This window comes from Mycobacterium sp. 1245852.3, assembly GCF_001669335.1.
In the GTDB taxonomy this organism is placed as follows: Bacteria; Actinomycetota; Actinomycetes; order Mycobacteriales; family Mycobacteriaceae; genus Mycobacterium; species Mycobacterium europaeum_A.
Map to the genome: position 1 here is coordinate 1 of NZ_LZLL01000282.1, position 23,509 is coordinate 23,509.

The 23,509-nt window shown below is 63.8% G+C and carries 18 protein-coding genes, 1 tRNA gene and 2 pseudogenes; 11 read left to right on the plus strand and 10 right to left on the minus strand.

Features of this window, described 5'->3' with window-relative positions; translation table 11 throughout:
- Positions 1-581: FHA domain-containing protein (locus A9W96_RS12330; RefSeq protein ID WP_231999671.1), on the minus strand; the 581-nt coding region annotated here is incomplete at its 3' end.
- A gap of 128 nt (positions 582-709) precedes the next feature.
- Complete coding sequence (locus A9W96_RS12335; RefSeq protein WP_066872644.1) at positions 710-1,198, minus strand: MarR family winged helix-turn-helix transcriptional regulator; 489 nt, start codon at positions 1,196-1,198, stop codon at positions 710-712.
- A 180-nt stretch (positions 1,199-1,378) separates the two neighbouring features.
- On the opposite strand from A9W96_RS12335, the gene A9W96_RS12340 reads away from it, so the two are divergent.
- The 3 genes from A9W96_RS12340 (at position 1,379) to A9W96_RS12350 (ending at position 5,709) form a co-directional block, all read left to right on the plus strand.
- Positions 1,379-3,349, plus strand: coding sequence for an ATP-binding cassette domain-containing protein (locus A9W96_RS12340; protein WP_067140080.1), 1,971 nt, complete (start codon positions 1,379-1,381; stop codon positions 3,347-3,349).
- Positions 3,346-4,200: an energy-coupling factor transporter transmembrane protein EcfT gene (locus A9W96_RS12345; protein WP_067140057.1), complete on the plus strand. Its 855-nt coding sequence runs from the start codon at positions 3,346-3,348 to the stop codon at positions 4,198-4,200. Before A9W96_RS12340 ends, A9W96_RS12345 begins: the two co-directional genes overlap by 4 nt.
- Before the next feature lie 66 nt (positions 4,201-4,266).
- Positions 4,267-5,709 carry an amino acid permease gene (locus tag A9W96_RS12350; RefSeq protein WP_067140060.1) on the plus strand — a complete coding sequence of 481 codons (1,443 nt, stop codon included), beginning with the start codon at positions 4,267-4,269 and terminating at the stop codon, positions 5,707-5,709.
- Positions 5,710-5,712: 3 nt separating this feature from the next.
- On the opposite strand, the gene A9W96_RS12355 is transcribed toward A9W96_RS12350, so the two are convergent.
- From A9W96_RS12355 to A9W96_RS12365, 3 genes are read right to left on the minus strand one after another with little or no spacing between them, the layout of a single operon-like run.
- On the minus strand, positions 5,713-7,053 hold the full coding sequence (locus A9W96_RS12355; protein ID WP_066872634.1) for an extracellular solute-binding protein: 1,341 nt from the start codon (positions 7,051-7,053) through the stop codon (positions 5,713-5,715).
- The gene (locus A9W96_RS12360; protein ID WP_066880835.1) at positions 7,050-7,874 is read right to left on the minus strand and encodes a carbohydrate ABC transporter permease; all 825 of its coding nucleotides are present in this window, start codon (positions 7,872-7,874) and stop codon (positions 7,050-7,052) included. The genes A9W96_RS12355 and A9W96_RS12360 overlap by 4 nt, the downstream gene beginning before the upstream one ends.
- Positions 7,861-8,745: a carbohydrate ABC transporter permease gene (locus tag A9W96_RS12365; RefSeq protein ID WP_067140063.1), complete on the minus strand. Its 885-nt coding sequence runs from the start codon at positions 8,743-8,745 to the stop codon at positions 7,861-7,863. Before A9W96_RS12365 ends, A9W96_RS12360 begins: the two co-directional genes overlap by 14 nt.
- A gap of 58 nt (positions 8,746-8,803) precedes the next feature.
- Between A9W96_RS12365 and A9W96_RS12370 the strand changes: the two genes are divergently transcribed.
- From A9W96_RS12370 to A9W96_RS12400, 7 genes are all read left to right on the plus strand, one after another.
- Positions 8,804-10,321, plus strand: a complete 1,518-nt coding sequence (locus tag A9W96_RS12370; protein WP_067140084.1) for a TldD/PmbA family protein — start codon at positions 8,804-8,806, stop codon at positions 10,319-10,321.
- Positions 10,318-11,691: a TldD/PmbA family protein gene (locus A9W96_RS12375; RefSeq protein WP_067140066.1), complete on the plus strand. Its 1,374-nt coding sequence runs from the start codon at positions 10,318-10,320 to the stop codon at positions 11,689-11,691. The genes A9W96_RS12370 and A9W96_RS12375 overlap by 4 nt, the downstream gene beginning before the upstream one ends.
- Before the next feature lie 40 nt (positions 11,692-11,731).
- Entirely contained in the window at positions 11,732-12,598 is an 867-nt protein-coding gene (locus A9W96_RS12380) for a carboxymuconolactone decarboxylase family protein (RefSeq protein WP_067140069.1), read from the plus strand.
- Between the two features lie 388 nt (positions 12,599-12,986).
- Entirely contained in the window at positions 12,987-13,409 is a 423-nt protein-coding gene (locus A9W96_RS12385; RefSeq protein ID WP_066872617.1) for a hypothetical protein, read from the plus strand.
- A gap of 394 nt (positions 13,410-13,803) precedes the next feature.
- Positions 13,804-14,151, plus strand: coding sequence for a hypothetical protein (locus A9W96_RS12390; RefSeq protein WP_066872647.1), 348 nt, complete (start codon positions 13,804-13,806; stop codon positions 14,149-14,151).
- A gap of 137 nt (positions 14,152-14,288) precedes the next feature.
- Positions 14,289-14,362: transfer RNA gene (locus A9W96_RS12395), tRNA-Ile, on the plus strand.
- A 409-nt stretch (positions 14,363-14,771) separates the two neighbouring features.
- The gene (locus A9W96_RS12400; protein ID WP_067140073.1) at positions 14,772-15,449 is read left to right on the plus strand and encodes a hypothetical protein; all 678 of its coding nucleotides are present in this window, start codon (positions 14,772-14,774) and stop codon (positions 15,447-15,449) included.
- Positions 15,450-16,747: 1,298 nt separating this feature from the next.
- On the opposite strand, the gene A9W96_RS12405 is transcribed toward A9W96_RS12400, so the two are convergent.
- Complete coding sequence (locus A9W96_RS12405) at positions 16,748-17,338, minus strand: hypothetical protein (protein ID WP_067140075.1); 591 nt, start codon at positions 17,336-17,338, stop codon at positions 16,748-16,750.
- 1,355 nt (positions 17,339-18,693) lie between these two features.
- Here A9W96_RS12405 and A9W96_RS12410 point away from each other — a divergent pair.
- A pseudogene (locus tag A9W96_RS12410) lies at positions 18,694-19,283 on the plus strand (integrase core domain-containing protein); the annotation flags it as partial.
- Positions 19,284-19,364: 81 nt separating this feature from the next.
- Here A9W96_RS12410 and A9W96_RS12415 read toward each other — a convergent pair.
- The 4 genes and pseudogenes from A9W96_RS12415 to A9W96_RS31415 all read right to left on the minus strand — a co-directional run bounded on the left by A9W96_RS12415 (position 19,365) and on the right by A9W96_RS31415 (position 22,161).
- Complete coding sequence (locus tag A9W96_RS12415; RefSeq protein WP_156765212.1) at positions 19,365-19,703, minus strand: hypothetical protein; 339 nt, start codon at positions 19,701-19,703, stop codon at positions 19,365-19,367.
- Between the two features lie 739 nt (positions 19,704-20,442).
- Positions 20,443-20,577, minus strand: a pseudogene (locus A9W96_RS33025) (Ltp family lipoprotein); the annotation flags it as partial.
- Positions 20,578-21,007: 430 nt separating this feature from the next.
- Positions 21,008-21,700: a DUF4352 domain-containing protein gene (locus tag A9W96_RS12420; protein WP_082972203.1), complete on the minus strand. Its 693-nt coding sequence runs from the start codon at positions 21,698-21,700 to the stop codon at positions 21,008-21,010.
- 158 nt (positions 21,701-21,858) lie between these two features.
- Entirely contained in the window at positions 21,859-22,161 is a 303-nt protein-coding gene (locus A9W96_RS31415) for a hypothetical protein (protein ID WP_156765213.1), read from the minus strand.
- Positions 22,162-23,509 lie beyond the last annotated feature (1,348 nt).

The following is a 23,509-nucleotide window of genomic DNA, read 5'->3' on the forward strand; positions in this document are numbered from 1 at the left end:
AAGATCACCGTGTACGGCCTGGCCGCGGCCCTCTGGACGGCCGTCATGTTCGCGTTCGTGATCGCGGTCAAGGGGGGTGGTGGCGGCGCGACGACCGGCATGCGCCGGGTGGCGCTCTGGGTGGGTACCCGCGGGTCGGGCTCGTTCGGGCCACCCGGCGGCGCGCCGGGCGGAACGGGCGGCGGGGCGTTCGGCGGGGAATGAGCCGGGCCACCCGGCGGCGGTTGTCCAGGTGGTGCGGCCGGGGCCGCGGTGTGAAAGACCAGCCGCGGACCGCGCTGGGGGTCCTCGATGCTGATGGCCAGACCGTCGCGAATTTCGACGGTCGGCACCCGGGACCCGTTGACGAAGATGCCGCGGCGGCTTAGATCGATGGCCACCCATGCGGTTCCGGTGAATCGCACGATCACATCGACGCGGGGCGCGGGGGGCGGTTGCGGCGGGTTGCCGTGACGCTCCAGTGGGATGTCACAACCCGGGCCGTAGCCGACGATCACGTCGCGGCCGGGCGTGAACACATACCTCGTCGGTCCGGCCCATACGGTCAGCGAGGCCGGAAGGGCCGAAGCCTCGGTCGGCATGGCCGCCACCTTTCCTCACCGGTCAGCTCGATTTCGTCGCGCCCGAGGGTTGCCCCGCCCTCAGGCGCCGGTCGCCGCGCTCGCTTAAGTGTCTACCCCCGACCGAGCGCCATCCAGCGTCGCGTCGTTCACAGCGTGTTACGCCGGCCCGCCAGGGAGGTGGCCAGCGACGCGTTGTCGAGCAGCCTGCGCAACACCTCGACCGCTTGCATCAGCACCTGACGGTCCGCGGAGTCGAGCAGCGCCAATTGCGGTTCGATCGCGGCGGCGCGGTCGGCCCGGACCGCGTTGAGCGTGCGCCTGCCCTCGGCCGTGATCCGGATCCGGACCGCACGCGCATCTCCGGGGTCGACCATCCGGGTGACCAGGCCCGCCTCCTCGAGTCGGCGCACCTGCGTGGTCATCGTCGGTTGCGAGCAATGATCGACCGAGGCCAGGTCACCGATTCGGGCTTCGCCGTGAGCTTCGATGGTGGCCAGCAGCCTGGCCTGCGCTGCGGGCAGCGGCATTTGGATGCGTTGGGTGGCCAGCCGGTTGAGCCGCGCGACCACGGCGAGCAGATCGGCTCCCAGTCCCTGCGCTCCCTCGAGCTTTGCGGTATCGACGACATTGTCCATGTCTCCATGGTTGCATAGCTTTGCTAAGCGAGGCCAAAACGACGACGCGTGGCGCGCCAAACCCGTCTTCAGGGGACACTCCTGCGCCAGGCTGGCAGAATCGCCCAAGTGACCTTGCTGCGTTTTCGGCGATCTGGGGAAGGGTCCCTGCGGCCGAACGAGTTGGCACAGGCCGCGGTCATGGGGGCCCTCTGCGCGGCGATCGAGATCCTCGCCTCGGTCATCCCCTTCGCTCAGGGTCTGGGCGTGTTGGGCACGGTGCCCATGGGATTGCTGGCCTACCGCTATCGCCCCCGCGCGCTGGTCGCCGCGACGGTCGCCGGCGGGGTGATCGCCTTTCTGATCGCCGGGCTGGGCAGCCTGTTCATGCTCATCGACTGCGCCTGGGTCGGCGGATTGTGCGGAATCGTCAAGCGCAAAGGACGGGGCTTGCCGACGGTCGCGGTGTTGTCGTTGATCGCCGGAGTGATGTGGGGCGCCGGGTGGGTCGCGGTGCTGGCGGTGCTGACCCGGTTGCGGCGCTTGTTCTTCGATGTCATCACCGCCAACGCCAATGGGGTCGCGGCGTTCCTGAATTGGGTGCACCTGCATGGCGTCGGCGTCGGGCTGAAGCGATACGTCGCCGACGGCATCCAGCACTGGCCGTTGCTGATCTTCCCGTACATGGTCCTGTTGGTCGTCATCGTCTCGTTCATCAGCTGGTCGGCGCTGTCTCGCCTGTTGGAGCGGATGCGCAAGATCCCCGACGTCCACAAGCTGGACACCTCCGACGATGCGCGCACCCGGACCACGCCGGTTGGGCCGGTGCCGGTGCGGCTGGACAAGGTGCGGTTCCGCTACCCCGGCGCCGAGCGAGACGCGCTGCGTGAGGTCAGTCTCGATGTGCGGGCAGGTGAACACATCGCCGTGACCGGCGCCAACGGTTCGGGGAAGACCACCTTGATGCTGATCCTGGCCGGTCGGCCACCGACGGCTGGCAGCGTCGACCGCCCCGGAACCGTGGGCCTCGGCGAGATGGGCGGCACCGCGATTGTCTTGCAGCACCCCAAAAGTCAGGTGCTGGGCACCCGGGTGGCCGACGACGTGGTGTGGGGTTTGCCGCCGGATGCCGAGATCGACGTCGACCGATTGCTGCAGGAGGTCGGCCTCGAGGGGCTTGCCGAACGCGACACCGGGAGTCTGTCCGGCGGGGAACTGCAGCGCCTCGCGCTCGCGGCCGCGCTGGCGCGCGATCCGGCGCTGCTGATCGCCGACGAGGTCACCACCATGGTCGACCAGCAGGGTCGAGATGCCTTGCTGGGTGTGCTATCCGGTCTCGCCGCACGGCACCAGACGGCGTTGGTGCACATCACCCATTACGACAACGAGGCCGCTTCCGCCGATCGCATCATCAAACTCAGCGACTCGCCGGACAACACCGTGACTGCCGAGACCCCGGCCGCGCCGGCCCCGGTCGTTGCGGTCAATCACAGTTCCAGCACACCGGTGCTGGAACTCATCGATGTCGGCCATGAATACGCCAGTGGCACACCATGGTCCAAGGTCGCCCTACGCGATATCAGCTTCGTGGTGGAGCAGGGCGACGGTGTGCTGATCCACGGCGGCAACGGCTCGGGTAAATCGACCCTCGCGTGGATCATGGCCGGCCTGACGAACCCGACCAGCGGCGCCTGCCTGATCGATGGCGAGCCCACTCACGAGCACGTGGGTGAGGTGGCGCTGTCGTTCCAGTCCGCGCGCCTGCAGTTGATGCGCGATCACGTCGACGCCGAAGTCGCATCAGCAGCGGGCTTTTCGCACCTCGACAAGGACCGTATCGCCGAGGCGTTGATCTCGGTGGGGCTCGATCCGGCGATGGGCAAGCGACGCATCGACCAACTCAGCGGCGGCCAGATGCGCCGCGTGGTGCTGGCCGGACTGCTGGCCCGCTCGCCGCGGGCGCTGGTCCTGGACGAGCCGCTGGCAGGATTGGACGTCGGCAGCCAGCGCGGCCTGCTGCGGCTGCTGGAAAGCCTGCGCAGGGAACGAGGTCTGATGGTGGTGGTGATATCCCACGACATCGTCGGGCTGGAGGACCTCTGCCCGCGAGCCCTGTTCCTGCGCGACGGCTCGCTGGAAACGGCGTCGACCGCGGCGGGAGGGATGCCATGACCGCGCCGGCGGATACTAAGGCGGCGCCGGAGCGCACCCGCCGCACCCACCGTCCGGTGGTGCTGCTGGTGCCGGTACCCGGGACCTCGAAGATCCACGAACTGTGGGCCGGCACCAAGCTGCTTGTGGTGCTGGCGGTTTCGATACTGCTGACCTTCTACCCCGGCTGGGCCACCGTCGGGCTGATGCTGGTCTTGCTGATCACTGCGGCCCGGCTTGCCCACATTCCCCGCGGCGCGGTGCCCTCGCCGCGGCGCTGGATATGGATTGTCCTGGCGGTGGGTGGCATCACCGCCGCGCTCGGCGCCGGTAGCCCGGTGATCGAGATAGCCGGAGTGCACATCGGGCTGGGCGGAACGCTGCATTTCGTGCGGGTCACCGCGCTGTCGATCGTGTTGATCGGGCTGGGCGCCATGCTGTCGTGGACCACCAACGTCGCCGAAATGGGGCCGGCGCTGGCAATTTTGGGCAGGCCGTTGCGGTGGCTGCGGATCCCGAGTGACGAATGGGCCGTCGCCCTGGCGCTTGCGCTGCGCGCCTTCCCCATGTTGATCGAAGAATTCCAGGTGCTCTACGCCGCCCGGCGGTTGCGCCCCACGCAGGAACCGCGCAGCCGGCGCGCACGCCGGCGCCAGCAGGCCCGCGACATGATCGACCTACTCACCGCGGCCATCGTCGTGACGCTGCGGCGGGCCGACGAGATGGGCGACGCGATCACCGCCCGCGGCGGCATCGGCCAGCTGGCGGCCGCGCCGGCGCGACCGAGGCTGGCGGACTGGGTGGCGCTCGGCATCACCGCCGCCGCGGGCGCCACCGGAGTGGTCATCGACTCGATACTGCAATTCCACTGAGCAGATGAGCGGTATCCAACCGACGGGCTGCTTCATAATCAGCTGATCCGGCCACAGGAGGGGCACTTGCCAGCCACGACGATCAGCCTCAAGCAGCAGATGCTCCGGCGCCGCCCCGTGACGGGTGCACACGTCGCACCAGGGGCCGCGGACCACCTCAAGCGCGGCATCGGCACCTTCCAGCTGACCATGTTCGGGGTCGGCTCGACGGTCGGCACCGGGATCTTCTTCGTCATGTCGCAGGCAGTCCCAGAGGCCGGCCCGGGGGTGATCGTCTCCTTCCTGCTCGCCGGCCTCGCCGCCGGCCTCGCCGCGGTCTGCTACGCCGAATTGGCTTCGGCGGTGCCTGTTTCGGGATCGTCGTATTCCTACGCCTACACCACGCTGGGGGAGGTCGTGGCCGTGGCCGTGGCGGCCTGCCTGCTGCTGGAATACGGCGTGGCGACCGCCGCGGTCGCGGTCAACTGGAGCGGTTACCTGAACAAGCTGCTGAGCAACGTCCTGGGATTCCAACTGCCGCAAGCCGTTTCGGCCGCGCCGTGGGATGCGCAACCCGGCTATCTGAACGTACCGGCGGTCGTGCTGATCGTCTTGTGCGCGTTGTTACTCGTCCGCGGCGCCAGCGAGTCGGCCAAGGTCAACGCGATCATGGTGATGATCAAACTCGGCGTGCTCGTCGTCTTCGGTGTTGTCGCGTTCACGGCGTTCGACGCGAGCCATCTGCGTGACTTCGCGCCCTTCGGTGTTTCCGGCATCGGCTCGGCGGCCGGCACCATCTTCTTCTCCTATATCGGCCTGGACGCGGTGTCCACCGCCGGCGACGAGGTGAAGAACCCGCAGCAGACCATGCCGCGCGCACTCATCGGCGCATTGCTGACCGTCACCGGCGTCTACGTTTTCGTGGCGCTGGCCGCACTGGGCACCCAGCCCTGGCAGAACTTCGCCGGGCAGCAGGAAGCCGGGCTCGCGACGATTCTTGACAACGTCACCCACGGCGGCTGGGCCAGCACGATTCTGGCTGCCGGAGCGGTCATTTCGATCTTCAGCGTCACACTGGTCACCATGTACGGGCTGACCCGCATCCTGTTCGCCATGGGCCGTGACGGCTTGTTGCCCGCGCGGTTCGCGACGGTGAACGCGCGCACCATGACCCCGGTGAACAACACGGTGATCGTCGCCATCGTGGCCTCCGCCCTGGCCGCGTTCATTCCGCTGCAGAAGCTGGCCGACATGGTGTCGATCGGCACGCTCACCGCGTTCGTCGTGGTGTCCGTCGGAGTGATCGTCTTGCGGGTACGCGAGCCCGACCTGCCAAGGGGGTTCAGGGTCCCGGGTTATCCCGTCACACCGGTCCTTTCGGTGGCGGCCTGCGGGTACATCCTGGCCAGCTTGCACTGGTACACCTGGATCGCATTCAGCGGCTGGGTGTTACTGGCGCTGGTCTTCTACTTCGTCTGGGGCCGCCACCACAGCGCGCTCAACGAGCCCGCGTCGTCGGAAGCGATCTAGGCTTCACTGGCGCGCGGCGGCGGTGTTGGCCGCCGCCTGAGCCCGCTGCAGCGTCGTCGCCACATCGCCGCGGCCCAAGAACATTTCGGCGAAGTACGGCTGCAGCGCGTCGTTGCCGGCGGCAAAGCCCGCACCGCCGGGGGCCGCGATGCGCGGACCGTTCAGCACGGCGAAGAACGGCGTGACGTCCACACCCCTGGCGGCCCAGTACCGGAAGTAGACCGGTTGCGCCGAGGACACCGCGGGGATGGCCGCACCGTAGCGGCCCAGAAATTCGTTGCCCTGCCTGCTGCCCATCCAGGCCAGCACCTGGCGCACCGCGTCGGGATGCTTCGTTGCCGCATTGCCCGCCGCGGCAATGCCGTTGGTGACGCTGACCCGGCCCACCGGGCCGGCGGGCATCATCGCCACCCCCCAGTGGAACCGTGCATCGCGGGCCACCGGCGCCAGGTTGTAGGTGCCGGACTGGAACAGCGCCATCCTGCCGGCCAGGAACTGGTTGCGGGAGAAGTCGCCGTTGTCGTTGGTGTCGGCGGCGGGCGGCGCGACGTGGTCGCGGTTGATCAGGTCGACCAGATAACGGAAGGCCGCCACGGCGGCGGGGTTGGCAAACGCGAACGTGTCGCCGCGTTGGAAGACGCCGCCGGCCGAGCCGATGTAGTTCAGGTAGATGCCCTGCGGGTCGTTGGCCGCGTTGTATGCCCATTGCCGCACCCGTCCCGCATCGAATCGTGGTGTGTCGCCGCGGTTTCCGTCGGCGTCGACGGTGAGCCTGCCCAGCAGGGGGCGCAAAGTGTCGTTCCCGTCGGGACCCCACCGCAGGGCGTTCAGGGCGGCGGGATCGACGCCGGCCGCGGCGAGCAGGTCGGCGTTGTAATACAACGCGATTCCCGCATCGGTCAGCTGCGGCACTCCCCACAACGTGCCGTTGCGGGTGAACTGCTCGACGACCGGACGCTCCCAATCCGAGGCGGCCTGCGGCCCGAGCGCTTCGCCGATGTTCAGCAGGCGGCCGCTGTCGGCGTACGCCGCCAGGTAGGCGTTGGACAGCCAGAAAATGTCGTCGGCGCTGCCGCCGGCCACGTCGGTGCGCAGGGTGTTGAAGTAGGTGGAATAGGCCACCAGGTTGAGGTGCACGTCGATGTCGGGGTGGGTGCGGGTGAAGGCCTGGAACGATTCTCGGTAGGCCGCGCCGATCTGGTCGCCCCAGATCCGCACCGTGACGACCGTCTTGCCGCCGTGGGGTTGGCCGGCGTAATCCAGCAACGCCGCCGCCGCGGCCAGCAGCACCGCGACGAGCGCGACCGCGGCCGCGGCCAGGGTGGAAAAGCGGGGCCGGGTCACTTCAGTCCCGAGACGACGATCGAGGCGACGATGTGGCGCTGGAACACGACGAACAGGGCGATGAGCGGGGCGATCGCGAGCGTGGTCGCCGCCATCACCAGCGTCCACTGGGAGTTGAACCGCGATTGCAGATCGGCCGTCGCGACGGTGAGCACCCGCCACTTGTGCCCGCTGGTGATCACCAACGGCCACATGAAGTTATTCCACTGCGAGACCACCGTGATCAACGCCAGCGCCGCCAGGACCGGGCGACTCGACGGGATCACCACATGCACGATCACGTCCAACGTGTTGGCCCCGTCCAGCCGGGCCGCGTTGATCAAGTCGTTCGGGATGATCCGAAAGTGCTCGCGCAGCAAGAAGATCGCGTACGGCGAGCCGAACATGAAAGGCAACACCAACGCCCAGAACGTGTTGCGCAGGCCGAGCTGGGCCAGCATGAGATACATCGGCACCACCGTGACCGTCGCGGGCACCATCAACGTCGCGATGTACACCCAGAACAGCGCGTCACGCCCGGGGAACTGCAACCGTGCGAAGGCGTATGCCGCGAGCACGGAGAAGGTCAACTGGCCCACCAGGATTACCGCCGTCATCAACGCCGTCACCGCGGCCGCCCGGCCGAACCCGGCCCCGGCCAGGTCGGCGAAATTGGCCAGCGTGGGTGGTCGCGGCAGCTGCAACGGCGTGCCCGTGACGAATTGATGCGCGGAGGTGAACGACGTCATCAGTCCAAGGGCGAACGGCGCCAGCGTGATCAACGCACCCAGCGAAAGCCCGGCGTAGATCACCACATTCGTGGGTCGACTAGGTGAGGTCATAGCTGATCCGTCGCCGAAAATACAGATGCTGGACCAGGGTGACGCCGATCAGGATCACGAACAGCACCACGGCCATCACCGACGCCCGGCCGATGGCCGCCGAGCCGAACGCCTCGGCGTAGATGCGATGGGCCACCAGGTCGGTGCTGCCGGCCGGTCCGCCGCCGGTCAGTGCGTACACCATGTCGAAAACCTGTGCGGCACTGACAATCCCAGTCACCAGCACAAAGAAGGTCGTGGGGCGCAGCATGGGCATGGTGATGCGCCAGAACCGCTGCCACGCCGTGGCGCCGTCGGTGCGGGCGGCGGCGTGGATCTCGTCGGGAATGGCCAGCAGTCCTGCCAGGAGCGACAACGAGACATAGCCGACGTTGGTCCACACCACCACGGCCGACACCAGCGGCAGCGCGAAGCTGGGATCCGACAACCATTCGATGCTGTGTCCCAGCACCGTGCTCACGGCGCCGTCGGTGGGGGCCAAAATCCACCGCCACAGCACCGCGATGGCCAGCGGAGCGCAAATCCACGGCAGCACATACAGGGTGCGAAACAGCCCGGTGCCGGGGAGCTGGCGGGCCAGCATGGTGGCGGCCAGCAGTCCCAGCGCGGTCTGCGCCGGCACCACGATGGCCACGAAGACGATCGTGACGATCAGGGAGTTGCCGAAGCCCGCGTCGGTCAGCACCGACCGCCAATTGGACAGGCCGACGAAGTGCAGCGGGCCCAGCAGATCCCATCGGCACAGGCTCAGCCAGAGCACCACCAGGATGGGCAGCAGCAGAAAGGCGAGCACGCCGAACAGACTGGGCGCCAGCAACGCGTAGCCCAGGGCGGTGGATCGAGGGACAATCCCGCGTACCGCGCCGGCCATGGGCTAATTAAAGCGGGCGCCGCCGCGGTTTGGGGTGAGCGGCCGTTACGGTGGAGCCGTGACACCGAACCGGGGGATCGATGCCGACTTCCTGGACCTGCCGCGCCACGATCTGGCCGAAGCCGCGCTCTCGGCGGCCAAAGCGGCCGGGGCCACGCACGCCGACCTGCGGGTTCACCGCATCATCACCGAGATCATCCAGCTGCGCGACGGCGAGCTGGAGACCGCGGTGATCAACCGTGAGGTCGGCCTGGCGGTGCGGGTGATCGTCGACGGCACCTGGGGATTCGCCTCGCACGCGGAGCTGGTGCCGGCGGTGGCCGCCGAGACCGCCCGGCGCGCGGTGCATGTGGCCACCACGCTGGCGACGCTGAGCAGCGAGCGCGTCGAGCTGGCGCCCGAACCGGTCTACGCGGACGCGGCCTGGGTGTCGAACTACCGGATCGACCCGTTCGACATCTCGACCACCGACAAGATCGCCGTGCTGGAGGACTACTCCGGGCGGCTGCTGAGCGCCGACGGCATCAATCACGTGTCGGCGCTGCTGACGGCCGTCAAGGAGCAGACCTTCTACGCCGACACCTTCGGCTCCTCGATCACCCAGCAGCGGGTGCGGGTGCTGCCCTCACTGGAGGCGGTGACCGTCGACCCCGCAGCCGGCAGCTTCGATTCCATGCGCACGCTGGCCCCGCCGATGGGGCGGGGCTGGGAGGTCCTCGCGGGCGACGAGGTGTGGAATTGGACCGACGAGCTGGCGCAGCTGCCGTCGTTGCTGGCCGAAAAGATCAAGGCGCCCAGCGTTGTTCCCGGGCCCAAGGACCTGGTGATCGATCCGAGCAACCTGTGGCTGACGATTCACGAATCCATCGGGCACGCCACCGAATACGACCGCGCTATCGGCTACGAAGCCGCCTACGCCGGGACGTCGTTCGCCACGCCGGACAAGCTGGGCACCATGCGGTACGGCTCGCCGGTGATGAATGTGACAGCCGACCGCACCCTCGAATTCGGCTTGGCCACCATCGGTTACGACGACGAGGGGGTGGCCGCGCAGAGCTGGGACCTGGTGCGCAACGGGATCTTCACCGGCTATCAGCTCGATCGGGTCTTCGCGCGGCGACTGGGGCAGCCGCGGTCCAACGGGTGTTCGTATGCCGATTCGCCGCATCACGTACCGATCCAGCGCATGGCCAACGTGTCCTTGCAGCCGGCACCAGAGGACATCAGCACCGACGACCTGATCGGCCGGGTCGAGGACGGCATCTACATCGTCGGCGACAAATCGTGGTCAATCGACATGCAGCGGTACAACTTTCAGTTCACCGGCCAGCGGTTCTTCCGGATTCGTGACGGCCGCCTCGACGGCCAGCTGCGCGACGTCGCCTACCAGGCCACCACGACCGACTTCTGGAATTCGATGGAAGCCGTGGGGGGCCCGTCGACGTGGCGCCTGGGCGGGGCGTTCAACTGCGGCAAGGCTCAGCCCGGGCAGATCGCGGCGGTCAGCCACGGCTCCCCATCGGCGTTGTTCCGCGGCGTCAACGTGCTCAACACCCGCACCGAGGGCGGCCGATGATCACCCCGCAGCATGTCGTCAACATCGTGCTGGACGAGGCGGCCAAGCTCGGCCGCGCCGACGAGACCATGGTGCTGGTCACCGACAAGGTCGAGGCGACCCTGCGCTGGGCGGGCAATTCGATGACCACCAACGGAGTTTCGGTGAGCCGCAGCGTGACCGTGATTTCCGTGGTGCGTCGCGGGTCGATCGCGCGCATCGGCACGGTGGTGTCCGCCGAGGCCGATCCGCGGGTGCTGCCCGGGCTGGTGGCGGCGTCGCAGGAGGCGGCCGGCGCGGCCCCGGAGGCCGGCGATGCGGCGCCGCTGCTCGCCGACAGCGGGGTGCCCGTCGATTGGGACGCGCCGGTGCCTGGCACCGGCCCCCTGATTTTCTCCGACGTCGCCGACTCGCTGAGCCGTGGCTTCCGCGGCGAGGATCGGCTGTACGGCTTTGCCCACCACAGTGTTTCGACGACGTTCCTGGCATCATCGACCGGCTTGCGGCGGCGGTTCACCCAACCCACCGGTGCGGTGGAGATCAACGCCAAACGCGGCGACGCCAGCGCCTGGGCGGGCGTCGGCACACCCGACTTCGTCGATGTGCCAACCGATTCGCTGCTCGAACTGCTGTCGACGCGGCTGGGCTGGGCGCAGCGCAGCGTCGAACTACCGGCCGGGCGCTACGAGACGATCATGCCGCCGTCCACTGTGGCCGACATGATGATCTACATGGCGTGGTCGATGGCCGGTCGCGGCGCCCAGGAGGGCCGGACCGCGTTTTCGGCGCCCGGCGGCGGAACCCGGGTGGGGGAGCGGCTCACCGACCTGCCGCTGACGCTGTTCTCCGATCCGATGGCGCCCGGCCTGGCCTGCACGCCGTTCGTCGCGGTGAGCAGTTCCTCGGAGACGGTGTCGGCGTTTGACAACGGCATGGCGATCACCCAGGTGGACTGGATCCGCGAGGGGGTGATCAACGCGTTGGCCTATCCGCGGGCCACGGCCGCCAAATACGACGTCGACGTCGCGGTGGCCGCCGACAACCTGGTGATGACCGGCGGGACCGCCAGTCAGGACGACATGATCGCGGCCACCGAGCGGGGCCTGCTGCTGACGACGCTGTGGTACATCCGTGTCGTCGACCCCACCACCTTGTTGTTCACCGGCCTGACCCGTGACGGCGTCTATCTCATCGAGGACGGCCAGGTGACCGCTGCGGTCAACAACTTCCGGTTCAACGAGAGTCCGTTGGACCTCCTGCGACGGGCCACCGAGGCCGGCGTCAGCGAAAAGACGCTGCCGCGCGAATGGGGTGACTGGGCCACCCGCGCCGCCATGCCGTCGCTGCGGATACCGGACTTCCACATGTCCTCGGTGAGCCAGGCCCGGTAATCCATTGCCGCCGGGCGGCACGCGTTCTAGCGTGTGACGAATGGCGGCCCCGGTTTCGGTTCGAGAAGACCAGCTCACCCGGCTGGTGGCGTTGTTTCCCGGGTCCCCGGCTCCTGGTCGCCTCGCGGCGTTAGTCCGCCGGGTGTGTGCGCAGACAATGTCGCTGCCACCGTTGCCCGCCAGCGTCGAAGTGGGCGAGCCGGAATCGGAGGCGGAGGCCGCCGTCGCCGAATTCGCCGAACAGTTCAGCGCCGACGTCTCGTCGATCACCGCCGAGCAGCGATCACGGTTGTGGAAGCAACTCGGGGAGGCCACCTTTGGTGTCGTCGTGCAGATGTACATCGCCGACTTCATCCCCAGGGTGCGGGCGGGACTGGAGGCGCTCGGGGTCGGTGCGCCATATCTGGGCTGGGTGGACGGCCCGATCAGCTGGGATCACACGACCGATCCGGCGGATCTCGTGTTCAATGACTTTTTAATCGCGGTGGCGCGAATGCGTGCGCTCGACCCGGTCACCTCCGAATTGGTCCGGTTGCGCGGGGCGGCCCAGCACAATTGCCGGTTATGCAATTCGCTTCGCGAGGGCGGCGCGCTCGATGCCGGCGGTTCGGAGACCTTGTATGAGGAGATCGAGCACTACGAATCGTCGAGTTTGCTCGACGACCGCGCTAAAGCAGCGCTGCGGTACGCCGATAGGTTAATTTGGACCCCTGCGCACCTCGTCGCCGACGATGTCGTCGAGGTGCGCTCACGGTTCTCCGAGGTGGAGGCCGTCGAGCTCACCTTTGACATCATGCGCAATGCCAGCAACAAGGTGGCCGTGTCATTGGGCGCAGACGCTCCCCGTGTCGAAAACGGGCCCGAGCGGTACTTGCTCGACGCGGACGGCCAGACGGTATTTAGCTGATATCTGTCGGCGCCAGCCGAGCCGCTAGGGCCTTAGCTGTCGGCCCGGCGACGTCGTCCGCTGGCGTGTGAGGGACGACGTGGTCGAGCGGTCGGTGGTCCGCCTGCCCGGCGCCAAGAGCACGAAATGTTAACCATTCGTACACGGACGCGCAAGCGTACGTTTCCGCTGTGTGCGGGGCTCATTCGCTAACTTAAGCGCGGTCACTGAGACTTATGTGAACAAATATGTGACGGTGACGAGATGGCAGCGTGGCCCGAGCCGGATGGCCATGGATCGTGCGTCAGTGGCCCGCGGTCCGGGTGGCTTTCCGTGTCAGTTGTTTTGCAGGATTTCTAGCTTGGTCGCGTCGGAACGACTGCGTTCCCGCGCAGAGGGAGGTTCGGAAATGACAACCACCGGTACGCGCTCGCGCGTTCGAGTGTCATCGGTCTGGGCTGCCGGCGTAGCGCTGGGCGCTTCGATGCTCGGTAGCGCCGTCCTGTCAGCTCCGCAAGCGTCGGCTACCTGCAATCTGACTCCGGCCGACGACCAGTACATCAACCTGCTCGCGCAGAACAAGATGGTGCACAACGCCGATTACAGCGATTGCCACGAGGCCGCCGAGGGCCGTTGGTTCGCCGACCAGGTTCGGTCCAACCCCAATCCGTTCGGTGAGGGCCAAGAGTTGGTCAACATGATCACCAGTACCACGCCGTTGACTCAGGCCCAGGCCGAGTGGGAGGTCGAGTCGGCCATCTACGTCTACGCGCCGGACCTGATCCCGAAGATTAAAGACCAAGCCGCGAAGGCGAACTGGCCGACTGCTTAGCGAGAGCTATTGCTGCGCAATCCTTCTGAGTTTTCAACCCCAAGCGGTCGTGAGGGCTTAGCCCTCCGGCCGCTTTCGGTTTAGTCGGCTAACTCGACGGCGCCGTTGACGGTAAGCCCCGGCAGCACCTGCAAGAGGCTGCTCGCCTTGGGTTCGCCGCGTTACTTGTTTGGACCTGAATAGTTTCTCGCACAGTAATTTTAGCTAGGCGCTGTTCACGAGCTGTTTGCAGAGATCGTCGTTTGTCGCGCTGTTTACCGGTGGTACCCAATCGTTGCCGCGAAAGAAAAGCTAGCAAATTCCGTGATAAGGGGGTTCGACAGAAGTGGCAACGACACGATCGCGCGTGCAGGTGCTGGCGGCGGGGGCTGCCGGCATTGCGCTGGGAGCCGCGATGTTCGGTGGTGCTGTGGTGTCAGCGCCGCGGGCTGCGGCGGCCTGCAATTTGACTCCCGCCGACGACCAGTACGTCAAACTGCTGGCGCAGAACAAGATGGTGCACAACGCCGACTACAGCGATTGCCATGAGGCCGCCGAGGGCCGTTGGTTCGCCGATCAGGTTCGCGCCAACCCCAATCCGTACGGCGAGGGCCAGGAACTGATCAACATGATCACCCGGACGACGCCGATGAGTCAGGCCCAGGCCGAGTGGGAGGTGGAGTCGGCGATCTTCGTCTACGCGCCTGAGCTGATTCCCAAAATCAAGGCTCAAGCCGGGCAGCAAGGGCCTGGGCCCGCTTGATCGCGGGAACATAAAGGTGCCGTGCCGGTGGGCGTTCCCGCAACGGGGCGCCCACCGAGCGCGTCGGCTCAGCGCCGGCTGCCCGACGAACGCCGGCTTCGGTCTTCAGCTACGGTTTCCTACGGAACTATCCCGTCGGGGCGGTAGCTCAGTTGGTTAGAGCCGCGGACTCATAATCCGTTGGTCGCGGGTTCGAGCCCCGCCCGCCCCACCGAAAAGTGCCTGCTAGAGGGTGTTTTTTCAAGTAGCAAGCACTTCCCGAGGTCAGCTCTACCGGCGTTTTACCGGCGGGCGTGCGAGCGTGCCTGGCGCTAGCTAACGCGAATTGACGGTCCGTACCTAGCGGACCATCAGCACCGCTCCTCTTGGCGCCAAGGAGTGCAAACATTTGGCCAGTAGCACCGGCGGCAGCTAGCAAAAATCTTTGGGCACCTACGAGTGAGCAGGTTTGTTTGTTGCGCGATGTTGCTGGTGTGACAGGTGGTGTTTATACACTAGAAAGTTCCGACTGACGTTGTTGGTCAACGGCGTGTCATAGCCGATTTAGTCGGTCGTACTTGTGACAATCGAACACATGAGTAGATCGCAATCGGCGATCACCGCACGAAGGAAAGATCGGCATGTCAGGGACTCCCGACGACGAAGAGCAGCCTCGCTTTGCAGAGGTGGTATATACGCAAGAGGAGCTGACTGCCCTCTTTGAAGAAAGAGCACGTAACTGGCGCTACGCCGGATTCGTTTCGGTGCTTGTGCAGCGGCGCGCGGCCCTTCAGCCCCGGCTCCGAGATCATCTGCTTGCCTTTGGGCGGCCAACCGGAGAGCGGGCACGCAACGGAAGGGAGGTCGCCCAATTCGCCATTGATTTACTCAATGACATGAGCCAGCTCATTCGGCAGTTGAATGACTTCATGCTGAGCCCTGCGTTTGTCGCTGTTGTCTGTTCCCCGCACGATGAAGCGACCGCAGAAACTCAGCCCGTATTTCAGGCCGCGATGCGATTGATGGATCTGTACGAGCGTTTCCTCTCGATCGCGGAGCGTGCGCGCGGTCTCGCAGCCCCTTCGGACTACAGCAATCTGCTCACCAATTGTGCGCGCTTACCTGATACCAGTCTGGACGCTTTCCACAACTTCATTGACCGCTTCATTCAGCGCGTTGCCGAGATGCCCGCGATTCTGATTGCGGCGGGCTTCGGGGAAGTTAAGGGTGATCCGATCGTGTTAGAGATCGGGTCCGACGACGAGCTGCTAGAAACGATCGTCGAGCAGATCCAAGCGATCGCCAACGACGCCGCGTAACCGCCGGGGGATTATGAACGTCTGGGTTTGGAATCCAGGGACGAGCGCATGGGGTTGGAATCCCGCGACCCTTGAGGCATGGGCGACTGCCGCTGCGGCGGTTTTCGCTTCTATTGCGGCTGTCATAGCGCTGATCACATGGCATCAGTCGAGAAGGGAGATCGGCTCTCGGATGAGGCCATGGGTAGGCTTGTACGACTTTGAGTTTCGCAGAAGCGAAGACGGCAAGCCACGGCTTTTCGTACTACTCCGCAACGTCGGATCGTTGCCTGCACAGAAAGCGCACCTATCAGTCGTTGTGGAACCTTGCAAATTGAAGGACGGGGAGCAGCCCAACCCGGCACGGAGCGAGAAGCGTGAAGAAAAGACTCTGGTCCCAACAGAAGATGGAAATTTCGGAGTCGACTTGTCCCCTTATCCACAGGTGGAGAGCTGGATTTCCGATCAACGCGACCTTGCTGTACACGGGACATTTACCTACTGCCTCGACAAAAGGGCGTTCGAGTTGCAGTTTCGGGCGGAACTTTGGTTTAGCAGACCGAAGACCGAAGATCGTGTGCCGACAAACTGGCGAAACGTCTCTGCGACCTAGTAAGGCCGCGCCACTCTCGAAGGCTCACCCGATTCGCTCCCCGAGGTAGCCGCGCGGCGGGTCACCTCGCATGGATGTGTATGGCGGGTATATCCCGCAAGCAGATGGCGGGGCGAACAACTTGCCCGAGCCACCCGCCCCGGCGAAGTCCGCCGATCGCGCGAGCAGTGTGGTACCGCTATTCGGTTGAGGGGCGATCTTCGAACAGCATCCTAGGTCTCGGACGGTAGGGTTAGATCTGACGGCAAGTCGCAGACGGTTTACTTTCCTAAAATGAAGAAACTGCGTCGGCAGCGCTCGAGGCGCATATTCGACCCCCGACATTAGCGCTAGGAATGCCCAGAAGGAGTAGCCGGCGAGATGGAAGTGGTCGTCGGCGTATTGGGCCTGTCGCCTGGCATTTCCTTTGGTAACTTAGTAAGAGCGTAAAACAGGCCTGCACTAACCAGCAAGACAAGGATACTGCCAAGTAATTGAACATAGTCGGCGCCATATATAGAATCAAACGGCGACAGCCAGCGCCGAACGAAGCTATATATTACGAATACTGCAAGAAGCGCCGCGACAGTTGCAAGGGTTGCAACGACCGCAAACCTTTCGCTATAACCGTTCGCTGGTATACCGGCCCACGTCAGTATAGCAAGAATATCGGCCGTGAAGCTAACCAGGAAGAACCACCGGTCTATCTTTCGATCACCGGGTTGCGTCACTTCTTCACCTTACGTTGAGCCAATTCGGTGCGCGGCCGCCGATCATGGCGATAGCGATGACCTGTCTTGCTTAACTCGCTTCCTAGGCTAGATCGGTTCGGTTCCAGAGGGAACGCGCTTAGGCGGATTTTGGTCGCCTCCCGTCTCAGGTAACTCCATTGCTCACGCTCGGCAACCTCCAGGTAGGTCTCGTTTATCATTGCGGCAAGCCGTGTGGCCAATCGCAGCCGCAGGTCGAATTCCCCCCGTTGCAACTGCCGACGAAGCAGGGCAAATAGGGCGGCTAACACCGAGGCCGAGAGAGTTAAAGGAAGGACCGCATACGTGAGGGCATAAAAAGAGTGGATAGCAAAAAGTGAGGCTACCAGTGTCACAATCACGGCGATGATGAAGGACCAGATCGTAAACGTCCGGTTCTGCTCGTGTCGATGACGCTCCTCAGCCGCCGCAAGCATGAACTCCGCTGCCTCGAGCGCCTTCTCTAGATCTTTCCCATCGCTCAGTTGCGCTTCGCGAAGTCGGACGACATTTTCTTTCCCGAGCGAAACCGTGGGTTGTTCCTCAGGTTCGGGTATTAAACTCGGCATACAATTCCTCCAAATTTGATGCGAGGCATTCGAGCGACGCGTGTTGATAAGCCGGAGTGATGCTGGGGTGGACGGGAGCTGGAATGGCTGCGGACGACGGTTGGAAGCGATAGTCCCCGATTGCCGTGATGAGGGGGAGAAGCAGGTACCGAATTGTATTGTGACCAATTCGGTCGAATAAGGCCTCTCGGTGTCTGTCAAATGGGCTTCCGGATCCAGGAAGATAATAGTCATGAACTGCAGGTAGCTGGCCCCAGTATAGATCAGCTTTATTGACCGCAACGACTAGCCACTTCGGCCACAAGTCTCGGTCTCGGGTTAACTCGGTCTTCTCGGCGATTCGCCGACAAATGTCCTTGAAGCTCTCTTGCTCGTTGTCCAGGTTATGGCGCCGTAGGCCGTCAATGTTGTAAGAGCCTCGCCTTCGGAGCTCATTTGCCACGATGTCGGCGTTTGCGGGCCAAATATGGTCGTACCCCGCGCAAGCGACAAACATTATTCCTTGTAGGTGAGCTCGCGTATCAAATAATCGCTCGAGAGTGACAAAACGGGGCGAAGAGTACTGTCCTGGTACCGTAATAAGTACAAGGGACCGCTTTTTGTAAGTAATCATATAGCCATCATCGTGGGTGAGACTCATCTGCTCTGGGGCGCTGCTTTTAGTCAGGGTGGACCACAGGCGGGTTTTGCCTGACCCAGAGTTACCTGTGATCACTACATGCCTGCGGCCGCGCACGGCAAATCGCCTATGGTCAAACGAGGGTGCAGGAGCCCCCTGCTGTATGCGGTCGATCGCCTCAGGCCACATGATCACCCCAGCAAGATACCTTCCTGGCCGTCGGCTTTCTGGGAGGATGCGAGATCATCCTGTATTCGCCAGGGAAATGCGCTGCCGTCCGATCGAGCTGAACCCATCGCGTCATGCGCTCCCAAGTGCTCAGCACTGCCATAACTATGGAGCGGTGTAGGGAAGGGCCGCCGTATCGAAAGCGTCCAACCTCTTAGCTAACACGCTCGTACCGGCGAGATACCGGCGACCGGGGGCGATTTGTAGCCGTACCGAGGGCGTACCGGAACCGGACGGCAACGCCAGATTCGTTGTCTCACAGATAGTTTGGTCCGCTTTGGCTAACCGTTTCGCCTGGTCGTGCGAAAGCTGGCCGCGGACTCATAATCCGTTGGTCGCGGGTTCGAGCCCCGCCCGCCCCACTTTGTTTTTGTATGACGTCGGGTGATGCTTGACATTTTGCCTTCGGGTGATGCCTGACAGTGTTTTGGCTGATGCTTGACAGTTACTTCGGTTGATCCTTGACACTCCCTGGATGAGGGAGTTGAGCGTGGCCGAACAGAGGTATCAGGCCGTGTTAGCGGTGAACGGCAAGGTGTTCACCGGCCGGTTCAACCACCCCGTGGTCGAGGTGCTCTTTGATCGGATCTGTCGGGAAAACGGCATCGAGCATCTGTTGACTCAACCTAGATCCCCGACCACGACCGGCAAGATCGAGCGCTTCCACCGCAGTATGCGTGCCGAATTCCTTAGCAACAGGCCAGCTTTCAGCAGTTTGAAGGCGGCTCAGCGGGCTCTCGATGAATGGGTGGACTACTACAACACCGCCCGCCCGTATCAGTCGCTGGACATGGCCACCCCGGCACAACGGTTTACCCCGGCAGCCGCCGCGGTGTCCCCGGCGGCGCCTGCTCGCGCTGGCGCCCAACGCACCGGCGATGACTGGGTCAGCCGCCGGGTATGCGCTAACGGCATCGTTTGTGTGTCCTGGCAGCAGGTCTGCGTGGGCGGCCACGACGCCGGCGCTCGTTGCGATGTCCACGTTGATGGGGATCTGTTGCGGTTTTGGATCGGCGACGATCTGGTCAAACCGCCGCCCGAACCAGCCGCGGCGAGGTACGAAACAAACGGGCCCTGCGCACCAGCACAGGCACCTAAAACACAACACGAGTGTCAAGGATCAACCGACACGGAAACGTCAATCATCAACCGACTCTGAACAGCCGCCCCCACTGTGGATTACCAGTTCAAAGCGCTACAGAGTTGAGCTAAGGACTTTGCTGGGACGTTCCAGTCCGCAGGCACGCCCCGCTTCAGGGTCTCCGACAGTTCGCCCAACGCCTTTTTGATGCCCAGCAGTACCGAGATGGTTTCCAGCTGCGCATCGCAGAGCTTGTCAACCGCTTCGGGCGTGTAAGAGGCCTCGCGTGCCTTCGGGACGCCATTTTCAGCAACCTCAAGCTGGAAATCCACGAAAGCCGCCCAGAACGGCAAGTTGGGAGGGACCTCTAGCTTCCGCAGGACTTCGGCACGCGCTGGGTTGGGTGGGGCTGCGAGGTTGGGATCGGGCTGGGTCATGAACCGTCGTTTCATATCGGGCTGGTGATCTCTCGGCAGGCTATCCGAGGACACCGACACAAAGGCGGTGCCAGCTAGTGGCCTCCGTCCACCGACCCACCCGCGACGAATACCTAGTTGATCCGCGCTACCTGCACGATGGGAACGTGTTCCTGACTAGCTACTCCGAGATAGCGACCCGCCGCCTACTCACCCGCGTGCGGGGATAGTCGAGCTGTAACGGATGAGTCCGAGTTAGCCAGCGTGCAGAAAGCGCAGGCGATATCATCCTGTGATCTGCAGCTATAAGCCAATGGAGCAGGGCAATGATGAAAGCCGCGTTGATCACATTCACCACAATTGCCGCTTCTTCCTTATTGGTATCACCAATAACACATGCCACACCAATCCCGGCCAATTGCGAGGTTCGCCCGTGGGGATTCTTGGGGTCCAAGACACGACAGATATGCGATGGGCCGATTCTGCCGGATGGGTCATGGATGCGGCACCGAATGATCGGCGTACCCGCCCACTACGCGCCCGCCAGCAGCAGCTGCTCCGGGAGCAGCTACAGCAGCTACTGCACGTACTACCCCGGTGGTTACGTGGGCGACCAAATCTCAGCTGATGAAACGTACCCGGTGCGACCTGAAACTGTGTTGCCCGACGAGCCCGGCCATCTACCCGCCGGGTGATGCGGGGCCACCGCAGCTATTCAGCCCGGTGGCTACCGCCTGGCGCTGCTGTGACTTCAAACGGCTTAGAGCCCGACAGCGGCTACACCATACGCCGCCTGCGAAGGGGTGAAGTTTTCAGCGGTGACGAGTTGGTTGATGAGTCCGTCACGCGAGAATGCGGTGTAGTTGAGGTAGTCCTTTGCTTTCTTCGCCGCCTGCTGATTCCAGTCAACGTTAAGGCTGTCGACGGCGTATGTTGCGTCCTCGGTTGAGAATTGCTCGGCAACTACGAGTTAATTAATGAGGCCCAGACGCGAGAACGCGGTGTAGTTGAGGTGGTCCTTTGCCTTGCGCACGGCATTCTGTTGACTGATCGGACTGAGGGGTAGTGCGGGCTCAAAGGGAGCCGCCTGCGCCTCGCCGGCCGCGAAACCAGAACGAGATATTCTTACCGCCCCATGGCTATTCTTCGACGCCGGGGGCCTCGCCCATCAGATGGCGGCCTGAACGCCCCTTGGAGGGTCGCTCCACATTCTCAATACTTTATCCCCGATGACATCGAAAAGCCCCTCAGAATCGATCTGGGAGGCTTTTCTGCGTTTAGAGGCTTTTACTCGTCAGGCAGAACTTAAATATGTAGCAATGGCACTAGAGGGCCACTTGAGCGCCGCCCGAGAACGCCGAGTCGTGGCACACGATCGCTTCAGGTACCGCCCCAGGGGGGATGTCGAACATCACTTTCGTATTAATGCTGAGGCCGGGGTTGATGTCCTGCCTAAAGCCATCGTCGCTGAGCGAGCTGGAAGCATCGTACTTGTTGCCGTTGACGATCAACTTCTGATTGCTGCCCCAAAAGGTCCGCGCTTCGTCACCGATGTTCGTCACCCTGAGCTTGACGACGAAGAACTCGCCCTTGGCCTGCTCCGGGTTAAAGATCCCCTCCTTCGAGGCTGATCGCTCGACGCCGAGCACCTGGAACTCAAACTTGCCGTCGCGCACCGAGCTACCAGCCGGTGCTACTACAGGGCCGGATGGCTTTGACGGCTTCGGCGCGGTGGCACTACCCGTTGAGGGGACCGACGCTGCCGTGTTCGACTCCGTGACGGTCTTCTTGTCATTGCCGCTGGTGCTGGCGATGGCGATCAGGACTACTACGGCTCCGATGCCCAGGATCAACTTCTTTTCGGACTTCTTCAGTGGGCCCCCCTTCGCGGGCTGGCCAACGCCGGGTGGCGGTGCGGGGAATGGCGCGTAGTTCTCGGTCCACGCATTGCCATCGAAGTACCGCTGGCGGCTCGGATCGGATGGATCGGGATACCAACCCGCTCTCGGCTGCGTCATGAAGTCCCCTTGCTTGTTTAGCTGCCCTATCTACAGGCGGGGACAGCATAACCGCAGCGTCCAACGGGGCGCGGACGAATCACGTCGCGACTTTTGCAACCGCTGGCAAAGCCGGAACCGAGCCACCCCTCACGGAGAGTAGGGGCGCACCCGATCACTCATTCAGACGCAGGCTTCGGTCCGGTTCCGTCCTGCTCTGGGTCTACCGGAACGAACCGAATACCCTCGCGCTTGTACTTAGGGCCGATGGCCTGCTCAATGGCCATGTTGGCCCGCTCTTCAGGGGTTTGACAGTCGGGACACTTGAGGGTGAACGGAATCCCCAGAAACACATTGATTTGCCAGTCGTTGGGGTGTGGTGTGCCATCGACGTACGGGCGGCGGCAACTGTTGCACGTTCCGAGCTGATTGGTGACTAGGGCTTTGAGTTGTTCCCAGAAATCGGGGTTGTGACTGGCCATCGTGTTTCCTGCTTCGCTGTACCCGACTTCCCCGCCGGGGGGCGTCCAGGGTGGATGCCCAAGGATTTGTGTAGCACCGAATACCGACACCAATAGGCCGCGACACGCGCTGCGGGGGTAAATGACAATGCACTTGGTTAGCGCTACAATATCGCGTTCTCAGGCCTGGTAAGACCGCTCTGAAAATCAGAATCCTATTTGTCGAACTGTGGGCAACAGGCGCGTTCGGCGAAAGCGTCAGTAGCGGCCGGCAGGGACGCCGTTCGGGCACGGGATTGCAGCGCGGACGCACTGATGGCACTGCGTTGCACCGAGCTAAGCGGCGTCTGAGCATTAGCCAAAATGCCCTCGATACGCCCTCGCGCTACGTCAGAGTTCGCCGCACTGTCAACTGCTAGGCAGATCTGATAGCCGGTATGCACCGCCGCAACTGGGTCATATACAGGGATGCCCAGGGCGTTTTCTATGTGGTTTAGCCACTGCTTTTCGTTGGGGGTAAAAATCTGTGGGTCAGCATGTGCTGACGGCCCGATTGAGATCGCGAAGGCTGCCACGGTCATCAGCGCCCGCAAATCGTCTCCGCATGAGCACGCGTTATCCCCCTGCCAGACGAGAGGTCTTGCGGGATTCACACGCGACCCCGTTGTGGTCTTTGTCCAGACACGGGCCGGTGCGGTGCCCCAATACCGACGCGAACGCCGCAGCTCCAAAAGGCTCGCAGGGAGCGTTGAGGATCAACCGAAACAACTGTCAAGCATCAGCCGAAACACTGTCAGGCATCACCCGTCAAGCATCAACCGAAGTCACACAGAAACAAGTGGGGCGGGCGGGGCTCGAACCCGCGACCAACGGATTATGAGAGTGTCGGCGAAGTGTTGACCTGGGCTTTTAGTTTTCATGGTATCCCGGGGCTCCTGCGAGATGATACCAGCCTATGCGCCTAATTTGACTGTGCCCCAAAGTAATTGAACTGTTTGAGAGACCGTGCTCCTACGCGTCGCCGATTACTGCCACCTGCTGCCCTGCGGACTGCCTGCGGACTGGAACACCCTGCATTACCTGCATAAGCAAAGGATCTGCGTCGCGGCGACTGACACGCGTCTCGGCAGCTTGAATGGCGACACCCACGACATTGAGGCGTCCGAGGGGCCGCCGCATCGTTGGCGAGCTTGTCGCGCGTTGCTTCGCTGAGCCGCCGCATGGGGGGCCTGTTGACCATGCCCCGCATCATCTCTTCGCCGCGCCGCCGACCGCAGCGACTTCGCAAACTCCCGACGCGGCGGCCCCTCGGACGCCTCAATGTCGTGGGTGTCGCCATTCAAGCTGCCGAGACGCGTGTCAGTCGGCG

Coding starts and splice junctions, on each gene's coding strand:
- A9W96_RS12400 (WP_067140073.1), top strand. CDS start 14,772: ATGTCAGGGACTCCCGACGACGAAGAGCAGCCTCGCTTTGCAGAGGTG.
- A9W96_RS12360 (WP_066880835.1), bottom strand. CDS start 7,874: ATGACCTCACCTAGTCGACCCACGAATGTGGTGATCTACGCCGGGCTT.
- A9W96_RS12415 (WP_156765212.1), bottom strand. CDS start 19,703: ATGACCCAGCCCGATCCCAACCTCGCAGCCCCACCCAACCCAGCGCGT.
- A9W96_RS12420 (WP_082972203.1), bottom strand. CDS start 21,700: ATGACGCAGCCGAGAGCGGGTTGGTATCCCGATCCATCCGATCCGAGC.
- A9W96_RS12375 (WP_067140066.1), top strand. CDS start 10,318: ATGATCACCCCGCAGCATGTCGTCAACATCGTGCTGGACGAGGCGGCC.
- A9W96_RS12335 (WP_066872644.1), bottom strand. CDS start 1,198: ATGGACAATGTCGTCGATACCGCAAAGCTCGAGGGAGCGCAGGGACTG.
- A9W96_RS12340 (WP_067140080.1), top strand. CDS start 1,379: ATGGGGGCCCTCTGCGCGGCGATCGAGATCCTCGCCTCGGTCATCCCC.
- A9W96_RS31415 (WP_156765213.1), bottom strand. CDS start 22,161: ATGGCCAGTCACAACCCCGATTTCTGGGAACAACTCAAAGCCCTAGTC.
- A9W96_RS12385 (WP_066872617.1), top strand. CDS start 12,987: ATGACAACCACCGGTACGCGCTCGCGCGTTCGAGTGTCATCGGTCTGG.
- A9W96_RS12345 (WP_067140057.1), top strand. CDS start 3,346: ATGACCGCGCCGGCGGATACTAAGGCGGCGCCGGAGCGCACCCGCCGC.
- A9W96_RS12390 (WP_066872647.1), top strand. CDS start 13,804: ATGTTCGGTGGTGCTGTGGTGTCAGCGCCGCGGGCTGCGGCGGCCTGC.
- A9W96_RS12365 (WP_067140063.1), bottom strand. CDS start 8,745: ATGGCCGGCGCGGTACGCGGGATTGTCCCTCGATCCACCGCCCTGGGC.
- A9W96_RS12405 (WP_067140075.1), bottom strand. CDS start 17,338: ATGCCGAGTTTAATACCCGAACCTGAGGAACAACCCACGGTTTCGCTC.
- A9W96_RS12380 (WP_067140069.1), top strand. CDS start 11,732: ATGGCGGCCCCGGTTTCGGTTCGAGAAGACCAGCTCACCCGGCTGGTG.